At 41.5% G+C, this 16,362-nt stretch carries 13 protein-coding genes; all 13 read right to left on the minus strand.

Annotation, left to right across the window (positions count from 1 at the left end; genetic code table 11):
• Positions 1–24: 24 nt before the first annotated feature.
• Positions 25–1,539 (minus strand): outer membrane protein assembly factor BamB family protein, encoded by a 1,515-nt coding sequence (locus tag A3CY_RS0102860; protein ID WP_026207234.1) that lies wholly within the window; start codon positions 1,537–1,539, stop codon positions 25–27.
• 139 nt (positions 1,540–1,678) lie between these two features.
• Positions 1,679–5,374 (minus strand): phosphoribosylformylglycinamidine synthase, encoded by a 3,696-nt coding sequence (gene purL / locus A3CY_RS0102865; RefSeq protein ID WP_018336391.1) that lies wholly within the window; start codon positions 5,372–5,374, stop codon positions 1,679–1,681.
• Positions 5,375–5,467: 93 nt separating this feature from the next.
• Positions 5,468–6,106: a DUF6266 family protein gene (locus A3CY_RS0102870; protein ID WP_018336392.1), complete on the minus strand. Its 639-nt coding sequence runs from the start codon at positions 6,104–6,106 to the stop codon at positions 5,468–5,470.
• A 30-nt stretch (positions 6,107–6,136) separates the two neighbouring features.
• A complete protein-coding gene (locus A3CY_RS0102875) occupies positions 6,137–6,760 on the minus strand; it encodes a DUF6266 family protein (RefSeq protein ID WP_018336393.1) in 624 nt (207 codons plus the stop codon).
• Positions 6,761–6,777: 17 nt separating this feature from the next.
• Positions 6,778–7,362: an N-acetylmuramoyl-L-alanine amidase gene (locus tag A3CY_RS0102880; RefSeq protein WP_018336394.1), complete on the minus strand. Its 585-nt coding sequence runs from the start codon at positions 7,360–7,362 to the stop codon at positions 6,778–6,780.
• 32 nt (positions 7,363–7,394) lie between these two features.
• Positions 7,395–7,766 carry a 3TM-type holin gene (locus tag A3CY_RS0102885; protein WP_018336395.1) on the minus strand — a complete coding sequence of 124 codons (372 nt, stop codon included), beginning with the start codon at positions 7,764–7,766 and terminating at the stop codon, positions 7,395–7,397.
• Between the two features lie 147 nt (positions 7,767–7,913).
• The gene (locus tag A3CY_RS20075) at positions 7,914–8,288 is read right to left on the minus strand and encodes a LytR/AlgR family response regulator transcription factor (RefSeq protein WP_018336396.1); all 375 of its coding nucleotides are present in this window, start codon (positions 8,286–8,288) and stop codon (positions 7,914–7,916) included.
• A 199-nt stretch (positions 8,289–8,487) separates the two neighbouring features.
• The gene (locus tag A3CY_RS0102895; protein ID WP_018336397.1) at positions 8,488–9,546 is read right to left on the minus strand and encodes an MraY family glycosyltransferase; all 1,059 of its coding nucleotides are present in this window, start codon (positions 9,544–9,546) and stop codon (positions 8,488–8,490) included.
• A gap of 51 nt (positions 9,547–9,597) precedes the next feature.
• Positions 9,598–10,809 (minus strand): glycosyltransferase family 4 protein, encoded by a 1,212-nt coding sequence (locus A3CY_RS0102900; RefSeq protein WP_018336398.1) that lies wholly within the window; start codon positions 10,807–10,809, stop codon positions 9,598–9,600.
• Between the two features lie 513 nt (positions 10,810–11,322).
• A complete protein-coding gene (locus A3CY_RS0102905) occupies positions 11,323–12,498 on the minus strand; it encodes a hypothetical protein (RefSeq protein WP_018336399.1) in 1,176 nt (391 codons plus the stop codon).
• Positions 12,495–13,898 carry an O-antigen polysaccharide polymerase Wzy gene (gene wzy / locus A3CY_RS0102910; protein ID WP_018336400.1) on the minus strand — a complete coding sequence of 468 codons (1,404 nt, stop codon included), beginning with the start codon at positions 13,896–13,898 and terminating at the stop codon, positions 12,495–12,497. Before wzy ends, A3CY_RS0102905 begins: the two co-directional genes overlap by 4 nt.
• Entirely contained in the window at positions 13,895–15,151 is a 1,257-nt protein-coding gene (locus A3CY_RS0102915) for an oligosaccharide flippase family protein (RefSeq protein ID WP_018336401.1), read from the minus strand. The genes wzy and A3CY_RS0102915 overlap by 4 nt, the downstream gene beginning before the upstream one ends.
• A gap of 2 nt (positions 15,152–15,153) precedes the next feature.
• Positions 15,154–16,362 carry a glycosyltransferase family 4 protein gene (locus A3CY_RS21815; protein WP_018336402.1) on the minus strand — a complete coding sequence of 403 codons (1,209 nt, stop codon included), beginning with the start codon at positions 16,360–16,362 and terminating at the stop codon, positions 15,154–15,156.

Consider the following 16,362-nt stretch of genomic DNA (forward strand, 5'->3'; position numbering starts at 1 on the left):
GCAAAAGTACAAAATTTTCCTCGTTTACCTTATGATACTTTCTAAATCTACAATCACAATCCGGTTATTTTGAGCGTCAAAAAGTTTATTCCCCACTCGTACAGTCTGTTTTCCCATCCGGAGATGCGCCACAAGTTCTCCCCGGAGATTGACAACTAATGTTTCATCCTCGTTTACCAGAAAATGATAATCTTGATAATCCATGTAACTAACCCAATATTGCCCCGCCTTCAATTTCTCGTAAGACTTCAAATCCGCGTTTATACACAATATCTCCTGCTTGTTCGTGTACACGTAAGTCTTGGTAGAATCAATTTCGAACAAACTTTTGTATAAAGCATTGTCTGGCACAAACACTTTGTCGCTGACCAAATACTTCATGGCATCTTTTTCCTGGTCATATTTAAAACTGAGGGACGAGATCTTCCGAATATCATCTATCGGAAACTGAAGCATATACTTTTCAAATAAAGTGTACAGTTTATCCCCTTTCAAGTGCACGTAATTTATTTTACCGAATTCCCGGGGATAAGCCGAGTACGCGTTTTGCAATCCCGTTTTCTTGTTAAACGAAGCGATATACGCCGCCCCCCACGCGGGATAAAGACTCCCGACCTTACCATAACCCAGGCTAACCATATACAACTTATCGCCATGACCGAATAATAGAGATTGTCCGGTCATTTTGCGAGGAACCCCTTGAAACCACAACACTTTTCCATCCTTGTCCAGACAAAACAGTCGATCGCACGAAGCCACGTAAATTTTGTGATCATCGACATATATATTCGACACAAGACTCTGCATCAATTCTTCTTTTCCCTTCTCGAATTTCAAATCTTTCATGAATATTTCGTGACGCCAGGTCTTTCCGTCCTTCACGTTAATCGAGTACAAGGCATCGGAAATCACGAGCAAAAGGGAATCATCCGTCCCGTTTATTTCCGTCCAACCGTATTTCGAGTACAAAGAATGCTCCCATAATACCTTTCCGGTTTTCACGTCCACTCCCTGCAACTTGGGATGTATCGTTTGTAGGGAAGCTGATTTATACCCTATTGCAACACCCCATTCTTCACTAGCGTGCGAGAAATGGTTTTTAAGTTCCCACAAAATTTTTCCGCTAGTACGATCATAACATTTTGTACGACCACTCACTTCAGACAAAAATATACTTCCAATAGGATTCAATTCCTCGTGCTCGTTATTCACTTTCTGGTACCACAATACTTTCTCGCTATCCGTATCCACGGCTAAAAGTACTCCCGCGTTCAACAGGTTACCCGATTTAGACAATCTGTCCAATTGCACGAAAAGCGAAGATTTCACCGTATCCGGGAACATATGGCGTACAATCCCGTCCAGTATAATTTCACGCCCCTCGATATTAGTTTGACGCTCATAATCCCGTCCCACAATGCGACTCCCTGTTTCTTCGGCATCTACTTTCCGGCGGGACTGTGCACCGACTTCCGGGACAATAGCCAGACCTATTCCTAACAACAGGAAAAAGCGAATCATGTGTAAGATTGCAACCATAAGCGAAGGTATTTGTATCTATATTCTACAAATATAGAATAATAATTTAAAGAAAAAAATAAAACAAGTCCGTAAAGTCGTATGGAATATTCCTTTGACTTTACGGACTTTATAGACCTTACAGATTTTATAGACTTAATTAACGTCCTTTCTGCTTTTCTACCCACAAACGTGCGTTCACGAATGCTTCGATCCAGGGACTAACCTCGTCATTTTCGCGCCCTTCTTGATAGTACGCCCAGTTCCAAGGTTGAAGAGAACGTTCCAAGTGAGGCATCATTGCCAAATGGCGCCCGTCCTTACTGCATATTGCGGCAGTGGCAAACGGCGAACCGTTCGGGTTAGCCGGGTACGTGTCATGTGAATAACGTACCGGGATATTGTATTCCTCCTGACCATAAGGCAAGTAGAATTTCCCTTCTCCATGAGCTACCCAGATTCCCAGACGAGTGCCAGCCAGTGTCTTCAACATCACGGAATCATTTTCCTCGATGTCCACGCTCAAGAATGCCGACTCGAATTTATGAGAATCATTATGCAACATCTTTGCCTTCTCCTTGTGCTCCGGATAAATCAAATCCAACTCTACCATCAATTGGCAACCGTTACAAATCCCCAAACTCAACGTGTCTTCACGCTTGTAGAATTTCTCCAGGGCAACACGTGCCTTCTCGTTATACTTGAATGCACCCGCCCAACCTTTTGCCGAACCAAGCACATCCGAATTGGAGAAACCTCCCACGAACACGATCAAATTCACGTCTTCCAATGTTTCCCGCCCGCTGACCAAGTCCGTCATGTGCACGTCCTTCACGTCGAAACCGGCAAGATGCATTGCCCAAGCCGTTTCCCGCTCGCACTGACATCCCTTTTCCCGGATAATAGCCGCCTTGATGCCCGAAGGCTTCGTGCGGTTGCGATCCAGCCCGTATTGTGCCAATTTTCCCGTGAACGACGGGGCAAACTTGTATTTCAATTCGTGATGTTTATAGTTCTTATATCTTTCAAGTGCCAATTCATTGCCACTCTGGCGACGATCCAACAGGTAAGAAGTCTTGAACCAAAGATCCCGCAATGATGCGATGTCGAGATTCAACGCGGTAGCATCTTTCTTGATATTCAATTTCCCGGCTTTACCCAAACGTCCCAAGAAATTATAAGCGACACCCGCTTCATCCAGAATAGCGGCAACTTTCTTACAATCCTTGATCTGTACCAATACACCCGGATTCTCGGCAAATAATATCTTCACGATATCCTTTTCCGCCAGATAAGAGAAATCAATATCCAATCCCAGGCGATTGTCGGCAAAACACATCTCAAGCAAGGCGGTTACCATACCTCCCGCTGAAATATCATGTCCGGCAAGCACGTATCCCTCGTTCACCAAACGCTGAACGGCAGTAAACGCGTTTCCGAAATAATCGGCATCCTTCACGTCCGGAGTTTCTTTACCCACCTTATTCAAGATCTGGGCAAAACTGGAGCCACCTAACTTCAATTTGTCAAACGAGAAATCGATATACACGATCTCCGTGTCTTTATCAGCTTTCAATACCGGAGAAACAATCTTCTTCACGTCGATCACTTCCCCCACGGTAGAAATAATCACCGTACCCGGGGCATACACCTTGTCTTTGCCATATTTCTGCGTCATAGAAAGCGAATCCTTGCCCGTCGGGATATTGATTCCCAATTCTATCGCGAAATCACTGGCAGCCTGCACGGCTTTATACAACCGGGCATCTTCCCCGGCATTCTTGCAAGGCCACATCCAGTTAGCCGACAGGGAAACTCCCCGCAAACCTTGTTCGATAGGTGCCCAAATCAAGTTGGTCAAAGCCTCCGCGATAGCCAGACGTGAACCGTTAGCCGGATTAGCCAAAGCGGCAACCGGAGCGTGACCGATAGAAGTTGCGATACCTCTCTCCCCGTGATAATCGAGTACCACGGCACCCAAATCGTTCAACGGCAACTGCAACGGTCCGGCACACTGTTGACGAGCCACCCTGCCCGACACGGAGCGGTCAACCTTATTCGTCAACCAGTCTTTACAAGCTACCGCCTCGATCTGCAACACTTGCTCGATATACTCTTCAACCTTATCGGCACTATATTCAATTTCTGCAAAATGTTCTTTTACACTCTTGTCCTCCATGATCGTCTTCGGAGGATTCCCGAACATATCGGTCATCTCCAGATCGATCGGCTTCTCCCCGGTCTTCCCGTCCTCGAACACGAAGCGGTGGTCTCCGGTGGTTTCCCCCACCACGTACATTGGCGCACGCTCACGGTCAGCAACCCGTTGTAAAGTTGCCACGTCCTCGGACTTCATCACGAGTCCCATGCGTTCTTGTGATTCGTTCCCCACGATCTCCTTGTCAGAAAGCGTCGGGTCGCCCACGGGCAATTTATCCAAATGGATCAAACCTCCCGTTTCTTCCACCAACTCGGACAAACAATTCAAGTGTCCCCCGGCACCATGGTCATGGATAGACACGATCGGGTTATTCTCGCTCTCCGCCATGGAACGGATCGCATTACATACCCGGCGTTGCATTTCCGGGTTGGAACGTTGTACGGCATTCAACTCGATAGCGTTGGCGTACACACCCGTGTCAACCGATGAAACGGCACCACCGCCCATACCGATACGGTAATTATCACCACCCAACAACACCACTTCTTCACCTGCTTCCGGAGTACGTTTCGTCGCCTGCTCTTTATTACCGAATCCAATACCCCCGGCTTGCATAATCACTTTATCGTAACCATACGTTTTCTCGTGTTCCTCGTGCTCGAAAGTCAGCACGGAACCCACGATCAACGGTTGCCCGAACTTGTTACCGAAATCAGAAGCTCCGTTAGAAGCCTTAATCAATATATCTTCCGGTGTCTGGTACAACCATTTCCGGGGATCAATCACTTGCTCCCACGGGCGATCGGCATCCAGACGGGGATATGAAGTCATGTAAACAGCCGTTCCCGCTAACGGAAGCGAAGCCTGTCCCCCGGCAATACGGTCGCGGATCTCACCTCCCGTACCTGTCGCGGCCCCGTTGAAAGGCTCTACCGTGGTTGGGAAATTATGCGTTTCCGCTTTCAACGAAATCACCGTGTCAATATCTTTCTGCGTGTAGAAATCCGGCTTATCTTGCGACACCGGGGCAAATTGCACGCTGGCAGGTCCCTCGATAAAAGCGCAGTTATCCTTGTAAGCCGATACAATCCGGTTCGGGTTCGTTTTGGACGTTTTCTTGATCATGGCAAACAGGCTTTCTTCCTGTTCCTCCCCGTCAATAATAAACCTGCCGTTAAAAATCTTGTGGCGGCAATGCTCCGAATTCACTTGCGAGAAACCGAACACCTCCGAATCCGTTAACCGGCGATTCAATTTCTTGCTCAAACCCTCAAGATAGGAAATCTCGTCCTCGTTCAACGCCAACCCTTCCTGTTTATTATATGCCCGGATATCCTCGATATACACTATCGGCTCCGGCTTCTTGTCAATCGTGAATGTATCTTGGTTCAACCCCTTGTAAAATGCTTGAAGCATCGGGTCAAAAGCAGCTTTCTCATCTTCAACGCGAGTAAATTCCTCGATTCTCAATATCCCGGAAATACCCATGTTCTGGGTAATCTCCACGGCATTCGTGCTCCAAGGGGTAATCATTTCCCGACGGGGTCCCACGAAAAAGTTATCCATCACATCATTCTCCACCTTCTTCGCCCCGCTGAACAACCATTCTAACTTACTTACGTCTAAAGGATTTTCCGCTTCTTTATAGTGTACGGCATACACTGTTGCATCTTTTTGATAGAATACTATAGCCATGCGTTTTATTTGTTTATTTTCAACTACACGTGTTCGCACCGCGAATATAATAAAAAATTCCCCGCCAGCCTCTCAACTGGCGGGGAAAAAACTCTATTCCGGTTGAACCACCACGCTATTCGATGCTTTCCGCTTATCTTTCGACAACATGAAAGCGTAAAACACGAGATTTTCTTTGCTCCACCCCTCGTCCATCGCGATCGACGTTGAACCGGCTTCCTGGCGGCTCCGGCAAGGTTCCACGATCATCGTCTTCCCGGTCTTCTCGTAGACCACCACGTGCAACACGTCTGTCGGGTTGGCTACCGCGTTCCATCGGGTTTGTGCCTCTTGCGAAACAATAACCTTGTGACTTTCCTCGTTCACGGTGACCGTCACCTTGCTGTTTTGTAAAGAACCCGCGGCACATTTGAGCTTCTCGTGGTCAACCGTCGGCACGTAATTCTCGTCCACCGTCACTGCCTCCATGTTATTTTGCACGAAGGCGTTATAGAACGTGCGTCCCCCCTTGCGTCCCGGGAAACCGAGTGCTGCAGCCGGGGCAAAATACCGCGAAGTTTCCTCCAGTGCCTTCAGCTTTGCCCGCTGAGTCAACTGCCCGGGAGTCTTCGGGTTACGCACCGTGCTTCTCTTTCCCCGGGCGATGCTATACCCGTTTGCCCCGGCGTACATCGTCACGTTAGCCACTGATTTTCTCACATCTCCTAACAAAAATGATTTAAATAAAGCCATAATACTAAATTTTAAAGGTTAAACATATACTCATAACGTAAAATGCAAATTCTCTGAAAAATCATCTCTTCCCGCCGCCCCGAAAAAACAATACAAATGTACCGTTTCCCTCTCTTCGCTCGCGAGTTCTATCACGGCGGCTTTATCCGCCCGTACAGCCCCGGTTTCTTCCGGTCCGGCAATCCGGAAATTCTTATCCTCCATCATCACCACGCACCACAATTCATCTTCCTTCCGTTCATCGCTCTGCATCTCTTCATTCTTCCACGTCAAGCGAACCTTATCCCCCTCCCGGTACGCTCGAAAATCATGGGGTAACCCCAAACTTCCCGAACTGAAACGCACCAGATCATACAGCAACGACGTCCCGTTAAACGCCCGGATATTAGCCTGCACGAAAAGATTATACGCCGAACGTTTCTTTCTCCGCCCCACCGCCTGCCACACGAGCGCCAACAACGTCTGCCGGACAACCCCGTAAAAAGTAACCGTACCCCGCATTCTCTCCCGGTAATACAATTGCAGCTCCGAACGACAATCCTTCACCTCTCCCGGGGCTCTCCTCGCGTAAAGATTATCCCCCACCTGGTAATAAATAACCTTCCCTATCCGTCCTGAAAAACGATTAAATATTCTAGAATAACAACGAGCCATATCGACCTCCTTTCCGGTTAATTAAATTTCAAACTCTTCTTCAACTCCTCGAAGGGAAATGCGGGTCCCGGATCCACCTTCCGTGAAGTGATATCCGAGTGCCTCACCAGGTATTTGATTTTGTACCTTTTTTGCAGCAACTTGCAAACCTCTTTCAAAATCTTGAACTGCCCCTCGGTAAACAAATGCCAGTACCTCGCTCTCCCTTCTATCTCGATCGTGTACACCTGGTTGGGAGAATATTCCCGCCCGAAACACGAGTAAAACCTGTCGCCCACCCGTTGTAACTCCCCGGCATTATCCAACTCTATACCGATGGAACAATCATTCAAGTTCACCCTGCCGGCATGATAACTCTTCCCCGCGTGCCACGCTTTCACGTCAAAAGGCAGCAACTGAAATATCTCCCCGTCCCTGCCAACCACCACGTGAGCCGATACTCCCGTGTCCGGCCTGCTCAAATAAAGGGCGGACGAAACGGCACTTGCACCTCCCGTGCCATGCAGCACGATCGTGTCCAATCGGGATAACTTCACGTTACATTTGCAACACTGCAAATACTTCACGTTATCTCCAAACAATAAATGGTCTACAATTTCCATAACACGCTAAAATTTAAAATAAAACACCTTTCTTACTTCCGTCTTCGGGTCAACAGGTTGCCGGTGATCGTCTCCCCGCTTCTCCCGATCACGTAGCCGCCTACCCCGATCTCCAGCAAATCCCAAAAGCGGGAACTGTCCGACAACATGGGTGACCCCGTGAACACGCCCAACACCACCAACAAGGTGAGTACCAGCATCACGATCGGGCGCCACGACCGTTGCAACCAGTTTCCCCGCGTCTCTTCGCCCACTGCCGCCGACTGTTCACGTACCAACTCGCTATTGTAACGATACACCAGAGATTGTATCTCTTCCTGTATCTTCTGCTTTTCTCTCGAGGACACCGACAACCGATTCACGATATCCCCGATCTCTCTAATCACGTTCTGTAATACTCCCATAATCTTTTGTAATTTTTAATTGTATCCCCAATATACATCTCGCTTCACCCCTTTGCCAACTAAATTATCTGAGTGAACCGGTTTATTATATGAATGACCGGAAAAATTATCTGAACAGGTCATCTCACAAGAACGATTAATAATTAACTATTCCTCTTCCCTCGTTTTCAAATCCCAAATAACAAAGCACCCGAACACCTCTTCCCGGTAAGGCTTGCTGATAGGGATTATTTTTTCTCCGATGCAAATCGTCTTCCCGATGAAACCATCCACCGCCCGAAGNTTCACGATATAACTTCGATGAACCCGCCGGAACATACTTTNCGGTAAGCGAAGTTCCACCNTTAAAAGAGAATAGGGAATTGATATCCGGGGCTTATCCCGACGGTAAATATAACAATAACAACCCGATGCCTCCACGTACAACACTTCCGAGTAGAAACACCTCTCCATACGTTCTCCCTGGCGTACAAAAAAACAATCTCCCACGAGACGTTGCGATTGATCATTCAATTTTTTCATAACTTTCCAATTTTATATCTCGCGAAATGACCTTTTCATGTACAGGGAAACAATACCCTTAAAAACGACCAGAGGCTGTGTCAAAAAACACAGCCTCTGGTCCAAATCACTAAATCGCCCAATTGTGAATCATAAATTGGTAAATCTCTCGATCGTGAATCATAAATTTACAAATTTATCTCGATTTACTCTTTTCCTACTACACATTCTTCAATGACTCTAGATACTCCTCATGCAAGTGGTAATACGTCCTTTTGAACAACACATACGCCACCGCCAGCAGCAGAAGCACACCAATCAGATACATCCAGTGACACAGCGCCGAATCTGGACACAAATAGATAAATCCCAAACTAACAATCAACTGTAAAAACATATAAATCAAACTAACCACCGGATGCGAAACCTTCAACTCATTCGCCATCAGCTGATACGCATGCTTGCGATGCGCCTGTCCCAAATTCTCGTGCAAAAGAATGCGATGACAGATAGTCAGGCATCCGTCCACACCATAGACCAGCAGGAATATAAGCCAAGTAATATCCTTGGTTCTTACGATAAGCATGCCTATCGAGAAAAGAAGAATGAAAGCCATCCCGACACTACCAACGTCCCCAGCAAAGCACTTCGCCTTACCACGAGGACGGAAATTGAAGAAAGCAAACACCATAACGCTCAGAAGCGCCACAACCAAGAACGAGTCGGCCATAAAACCGACCTTCCGATTCATCAGCAGAAGAGGCAGAAGCACTGCAAAAGAGTATACTGCCGTGATACCATTAATACCATCCATGAAATTGTAAATGTTAGTTGCCCCCACGCAAACAACTAGGGCAACAACAACAAACAGACCATTCACCCAAAGATTGCCGTCAGTAAAAAGCCCCTCTTCCCTTGTCACCAGAAACAACTGCAAGATAAGTAACCCCATCGCTATAAATTGAACCACAAGACGCAAAGTATCAGGCAGCGAACGGATGTCATCGACAAAAGAAATACCTGCGGCCAGTAATACGGCCAACAGGAACCACGGATAAACCTGGTGCAACTCTCCGAAACCACCGCACAAAGCGACAACAGCCCACACCAATATCCCCATTAAGAAGATGATTCCCCCACCTCGCAACACAATCGTCAAGTGGCTCGACCGCTCATTCGGTCTGTCAATGATATTAAACCTGTCGGCAATCCTGAAATATGCCAATTCCAACAAAAGCAAAATCACAAAGATGATTCCATAAGTAATACCAATATTCATATATCTAAGTTTTTTTACTAAAAACAACCACTCTTTATACACAAATAAAAATCAAAAACCCATAATCTCATCAAGCTTCCTGAGACACTTCTCCTTCTCGAAATACTCATTATAAAATTTCAGTCCATTAGCTCCCTTCTCAACCAGAAACTCTTTCTCTGTTGACGAAAGCTCAATCACAAGCTTTGCCAACCCCTCTGCATCTCCAGCTTTTACAATCCATCCGCATTCGGTTTGTTTTACAACCTCACCACCTTCACCATTCAAACACGCAATGATAGGTTTGCTGCTTGCCATATAACTGCTTATCTTGGCAGGAGCATACAGGTTGAACAGGGGCAAGTCCGTAAGCGAAACCAGCATCACATCAGCCTTCTCGAAAAACAAGGGCATTGTTTCAGAAGGGAATCTACCCAAAGTATGAACAGTATCCTCCAATCCATTCGCCTTCACGAAGTTCTGCACCCATTCCAACTTACGACCATCACCCACTATCACCCAATGAATGTCCTTGTGCTCCTTGGTCAGCAATGCAGCCTGCATGTTACACTCCATACCATGAGCCTCACCTACAGCACCGGCAAACATCACCACAAATCCTTCTGGCAGCTCTGGCATCTTGAAATCGGTCGGTGGATTTGTCGTACCATCGCTCCACTGCGGATAATAGATAATCTTATCCCTATAGTTGCCATACTTCAGAATGCTTTGGTCAAAACTCTTAGAACTCGTCAGTATTTTGTCCGAATGCTTATACTCTTTCTTTACAAACCAATCAAAGAATCCCAATACATACTTGTTGTTAATACCACTCACTGCAGTCAGACTTTTTGGCCACAAATCCAGCACCCAAGTATAGAGCGGCACCATCCTTAGCTTCTTATACAGGATAGCAGGAGCCGACATCATCACAGGCGATAGCTGTTGACAAAAAACAATGTCGTACTTATGGCAGATGGCATTCCCAAGCATATAGATACAGCCCACCACGAAATAACTGAAATAGTTCAGCATCAACATAATCTTGTTATCCTCACCACGAGGGAAAATAGGCAGATGCGTCACTTTAACACCTCGAATCACCTCACGACGTTTCTTAAATATTCCATATCCAGGGAAAAACTTACCCGCAGGATAATTAGGTGTACCAGTCACCACATGCACCTCATGCCCTTTCTCGGCAAAATGAAACGCCACATCATTGCCCCTAAATGTCTCTGGATAGAAGTACTGGCACACGAATAGTATTTTTTTATTTTTCATAATTTTGAAATATAATCATACGCCTGACGAAGACGAAGATTCACTTTCGCCTGAGTAGTAAGGAAATCGAAGAATTCTTTGTTTCTAAGTCTCTTTTTACCGCTCGTTTATCAGACTTTCGGTAAATACTCAATTTAGGGATATCTTAAAAGTGCCTTAAATGGAGATGACATACGACAGCCATCTCTACTCCTTATGTTACCACCGAAGTGGAGCAGGCTGTTTTAGTTTTCTGATTATTCTCTTGACGATATTATTATTCTTTCTCTCTATGATACAACTAGGCACTTGGGTGTATCACTTGAATATAAGACGGAATAGCCACTAACTAACATAGCATTACAGGTGTTTGTTCTGTTGATCAAGTTTCGTTTTTTCTTGGGTGAAGATGAGGTGGTTTCTGGAGCTAACATGTCAACAGACTGCATTTTCAGACTATATTTCCACCTGTATACGTACAGTAGGTGAAGAGAGCTCTGAAATCTCCTCGTGAGAGAAGGAAACAACTCTGTATTACTCTGCTACCGGATGACTATCATCTGAAAACGTCACATTTTGTTTTTTTATATCATATACTTGTTTCAGTGTTTTCTCAATATCGAAATTATTTTCCGAAACGAAAATTACTGGAATATCAAATCCTTGATACTCATAAGCTAAAGTTGATTCATACGAAATAACACAATCAACTTTTGGAAATATTGATTCCGTAATAAATTCAAATTTAAATTTGTTTTGTAAATCAACGTACAAACTAATATCTTTTATTAGAGGATGCTTTTTTACGAAAAGATACAGTGAAGAATCAGGAACTATTCTCTCAATTATGGATCTTTCAACATTAAAAAATAAAGGTCCTGTTACCAACAATATTTTGAATTCTGATTTTTCAAAAGTTGTCAATTGAATTGTAGGTTTCAAAAATAAAAGTTTTGGACTACAATCAAGCAAAAATTTGAAAGATGACAGATAAGAACTTTTGTTAATAGAATAAAAAACATCAACATTCTTCAACCTATTAAATGTATTAGGATATGCAATGTCAACACCATGTTGAATTAATACTCGGGTATTCACATTTAGGCTGTCAAATAATAAAGCCCATCGATCACTTTGGTTAGAAAAAAAGATTTTAGCGCTAGGAGGTAATTCATTCAAGCAATATCCAACCTCTAAATACTCAAACAATTTATGAAGTGGAGTCAACGTTTTTTTTCCAAAAATAACTTTGATACAACCGCACAGTGCATCTATAATAATATACCTATAATTGTGTCTTCGATACATAGACCTTATATCTATATATTTAATATTTTCATCAGGTAAATCATTTACCGATAAATTAGGACCAATTATCCACACACCATTTTTATAGTCAATATCACTACATCTAATCCTAGAAGACAGCAAATATGTGAATAGCAAAAAAATATTATCATATCTATTTTCATTTACCTGAGATTTACAAGTAAACAGACTATATATATATTTTCCCAAAAAAAGTATAATACAACAAAGAGCATAACCGGTCATAATAACCGGGGTCAATACTTTAATAGTCTTGACCAACATCTTTTTTCTTATTCCCAGCAATGAACAAAAATAATATGTGTAATCGTAACCTATTGCCTCAATATTTAAAACAATATTCTCGACTGATTTAAAATAGCAATTTAAAAAAGCGCTCATACTCTTCTAGTAAAAAACAATTTATAACTATACAAAATAACCATTACAACTATTGTAAACTTAATCATATAATAAATACTAGGCAGCAAAGAACCTCTTGGAGAAAGAAGAATGAGCGTAAAAAACTCAAACAAAAAGATCAAAGACAAATGAGACTTAAACATTCTATTTTCTACTAAATATATAAAGTATACTAGCATAAACGCTCCTAAAATAACACCGAATATACCAAATTCATACATTTCAGCCACAAAATTAGTACCTAAAGATGCACCCTGTAAATAATAGTCTGGATTCAAATAATACATAAGTTGATGTCCCAAACTTGATCTAACCTGCAAAGTTTCGTACGACTGTCCTGTAGCACCTAATAGACCTCCAATTAATTGGTCTAAAAAATAGGGATAATTATGTGGAATAGATGCACCATTATAAGTAAAGTATAATGCTAATATATTGAAACTTTGCGATTGCTGGAATAAAAATGTTGTGACAAGAAATATGAAAGAAAAAGACTCTACCTCATCACCAACCCTCGTGTAGGCAAGAATCTGAAAAATCAAAACTAGGGATATAGCTAAAACAACAAGCCTTTTAAAATTAGGACGATAGTCATAAACTCTATTGCGATACCATAGTATAAATAGAATTAATGCTGCAATATCTCCACGTTCACCCATTATTAATATCGGGATTTGAGCAACGAAATAGAGAAGAGCATATTTCAAAAATTGTTTCTTTTCGGGCAATGACGCTATGATTAGAAAAAAGCCTGCTTGAAAAACTAAATTACCTAATCTTACAAAAAGAGGAACACCCAAAGCTTCATTTGATCCCAACTGATATAACAACATTCTATTCTGAAACACAAGAGTTAGTTGTAAATAAGAATAATATATTGCAAAAGGAAGCATCAAAAACATTGCGATTCTACCTGCTTTGAAATATGTTTCTTCTTTTCCAAGCTTATACAAACCATGATTATTTAATGTTTTTTTTTCTTTACTTATTTCAATAAAAAATATATGACTAAATCCTAAATATACACAGTAAATAAGTAATATTTTCTGTATGATTTCCTCTTTAAAAACGACAGATGCCCATGGGGAAGAGTAATCTCTAAAATCATAATCTGACGAAACAGCTGACGCCAGCAAACCACCTAACGTGAAGAGGAATATCGTAACATGTAATAAAGAATACAAATGTAGTGGACCCACTTTTTTTAAGATATTTAGATACGATAATGTAAATATCAGTATTATTTGAAACTCATAGATCGTTGTTACACATCTCCCTGTAGAGAAAGCAGAAGATAAGAACTCTATCAGAGCTACCAATGTTAAGAAAAGAATGCAATAATACTTTCCCGAGCGATATAAAACATTATTTTTATTCATTTGATTTTCTTGAATAATTTTCTTGCAGTATATACTCTATACAAAAACTCCGTAAAATACGAAATCAATGCTAAATATATAAAAGAATAAATGCTATTTAAGGAGTTTGTAAAGAATAAAAAAATTAGGGAAAACACGTAAGCAATGGTTGTTATGACTATACTATATAAGACATATTTATTAAAACCAAATGCCACAAATAAATTGGAAGATATCATACTGCTGACAGACAGCATTATTGGAGCAAAGAGAAAAAGTCTTAAAGGAACTAAATCTATGCTTTCGTGTAGAAAGAAGAATGAAATCTTATCGAGAAATATATTTACAAGAATAACCAATACAATAGCAATAAGACATGATAAATAGATAGCCGTTTTTAGTTTTTTTGTATTTCTATTTTTTGCAAATCTTGGAAATAACACCGTGCTAATGATTGTAAGAGGCTTCGAAACCAAGCTATTTAATTTTAGACCTAAATCATACGACACAACATTTTCCATACCAGCACAACTTCCAACAAGCATATAGTTAAACTTGTCTTTAATTGTACAGATAAGTTCTGTCGCAAATATAGCAGAAGAATCTTTGACATAATTCATCATAGTGCCAAAAGATGGTAGAAAAAAATTAATTTCATATTTACAAAATACGATATAAAGCGATATAAGTCCTCCTATCGAGTATCCGATCGTATATAAAATGGGGACAAATAAATAATCTGTTTGCGACTTCACAGCAAAGAAAACAAAAGAGATGAATATTATTTTGGTTGTTATACTAATAGCTGTAATTACTCCCATCTTTTCAATACCCTGAAAAAAGTACTGTGGAAATAGCAAATCATTCAGAGTCAACCCATAAGTCAGTGTAAACAACATAAAATACTCCCTAAAGTTTGGAATCAGAGCAATAATCGCAATGTATATTACAAAGCAAATTATAAACAATACTCCTCTTACACAAAGCACTGAGCACACTATTTCTGAAAGCATGTTTTTATCAGATCTGTTAATCGAAACATGTTTTGCACACACACTATTGGAACCAAAATCAATAATAAGTGTAGCATAACTTGCTAACATTTGTGCTGTTAAAACTACCCCGTACAGTTCCTTGCCTAATACCCTCACTAAGTAGGGGTATGTTATTAGAGGAGCTAACAGCACAAATACTTGAAGTATTGTAATGTATGAAAAGTTAGCAAGAAGATCGTTATGTTTCTTAATAAAAGATACAATTGGTTTGCAGTTCATTACTACCACAATCTATTTAACATGTCAACATAATTTTGTCTCATTCGAAGGAATGTGTATTGAGCTTCAAATTTTTTTCTCGAATTTCTACCCATTTCGTCCCAATCATGTTTTTCCATATCCTTTAGAATATCAACCAGCTTATCTATGTCATGCTCAACAAGGAAGCCGTTAACGCCCTCATCAATTAATTCAGGTATACCAGAAACATTAGTAGCTATAATTGCCATACTACTACGTAAAGCCTCTAAAAGCGCTATCGGTAACCCCTCTATTGCTGACATCAAAACAAAAATATTGGCTTTCGCTAGATATTTATATACCTCTGTGTTTGGCACAGAGCCCTCGAAAGTTACATTATTCTGTAATCCATAATCAGCAACTCTGTTCTCTAAAACAATTTTTTCAGGTCCGTCGCCGATTAAATAAAGATGCATATTGCCCAATATATGTCTGGGAAGTTTATGCATAGCTTCAATAATCATCCATTGCCCCTTCCTTCCATTTATTCCACCAGCGCATGCCAATCTGTATTTGGGTGTAGAGTTTTCTTTCCTTATAGCACGAGACTCATTTAAAACTTCAATAGATAAATCATCAATACCGTTGATAACTTGATGTGTACGACCTTTAATCTGCGGATATTGCATGATAAGGTTTTTTTCCTCAATTTTTGCTATGCATGCATTCATATCTATATGATCCATCACGTATTTCTCTCGTTGCTGTACGGTTTTCTCAATACTAGTACCTTTTGCTTTTGAAAAATACGTAAATAGCATTCGATTAACAAAACCGTCAGAATGTGTAAATTGAATTATTTTTACACCGTCCTTTTTATAATGCATAAAATACTCATAACTATCAAAAGTTGAATGAAATACAATCGCATCGGGGTGTCTATCTAAAGACATATAATAGTCAAGTAAGCGATGCGTTTCAGTGTAGAATAGCTCAATTCTATATTTTGCATATAAATATGAATTCTGGGCGAACCACCTTGCTATTTTAAGTATAGTTTTAACTAAATGACTCTTTTTCTTTTTAACTCTTGCAATTGCCTGAGTAGGAAGACTGCTTTTCGTATAAACGGTAATCTTGTACCCCTCTCCTTCAAAAAAAGACGAATCTCTTATTATTCTCTTTATAGTTTGTACAGGTCCAATAATAGAATCCAAAGATTCCGAGTAAATAACATCTATTTGCTTCAT

Origin of the sequence: Butyricimonas synergistica DSM 23225, from assembly GCF_000379665.1 — a bacterium.
Taxonomy (GTDB): Bacteria; Bacteroidota; Bacteroidia; order Bacteroidales; family Marinifilaceae; genus Butyricimonas; species Butyricimonas synergistica.

What these genes read in the sequence shown, in the direction of transcription:
- wzy (WP_018336400.1), bottom strand. Translation starts at nt 13,898, where the DNA reads ATGAATAAAAATAATGTTTTATATCGCTCGGGAAAGTATTATTGCATT.
- A3CY_RS0102875 (WP_018336393.1), bottom strand. Translation starts at nt 6,760, where the DNA reads ATGGCTCGTTGTTATTCTAGAATATTTAATCGTTTTTCAGGACGGATA.
- A3CY_RS0102870 (WP_018336392.1), bottom strand. Translation starts at nt 6,106, where the DNA reads ATGGCTTTATTTAAATCATTTTTGTTAGGAGATGTGAGAAAATCAGTG.
- A3CY_RS0102905 (WP_018336399.1), bottom strand. Translation starts at nt 12,498, where the DNA reads ATGAGCGCTTTTTTAAATTGCTATTTTAAATCAGTCGAGAATATTGTT.
- A3CY_RS0102880 (WP_018336394.1), bottom strand. Translation starts at nt 7,362, where the DNA reads ATGGAAATTGTAGACCATTTATTGTTTGGAGATAACGTGAAGTATTTG.
- A3CY_RS0102885 (WP_018336395.1), bottom strand. Translation starts at nt 7,766, where the DNA reads ATGGGAGTATTACAGAACGTGATTAGAGAGATCGGGGATATCGTGAAT.
- A3CY_RS0102900 (WP_018336398.1), bottom strand. Translation starts at nt 10,809, where the DNA reads ATGAAAAATAAAAAAATACTATTCGTGTGCCAGTACTTCTATCCAGAG.
- A3CY_RS0102915 (WP_018336401.1), bottom strand. Translation starts at nt 15,151, where the DNA reads ATGAACTGCAAACCAATTGTATCTTTTATTAAGAAACATAACGATCTT.
- A3CY_RS0102860 (WP_026207234.1), bottom strand. Translation starts at nt 1,539, where the DNA reads ATGGTTGCAATCTTACACATGATTCGCTTTTTCCTGTTGTTAGGAATA.
- A3CY_RS21815 (WP_018336402.1), bottom strand. Translation starts at nt 16,362, where the DNA reads ATGAAGCAAATAGATGTTATTTACTCGGAATCTTTGGATTCTATTATT.
- A3CY_RS0102895 (WP_018336397.1), bottom strand. Translation starts at nt 9,546, where the DNA reads ATGAATATTGGTATTACTTATGGAATCATCTTTGTGATTTTGCTTTTG.
- purL (WP_018336391.1), bottom strand. Translation starts at nt 5,374, where the DNA reads ATGGCTATAGTATTCTATCAAAAAGATGCAACAGTGTATGCCGTACAC.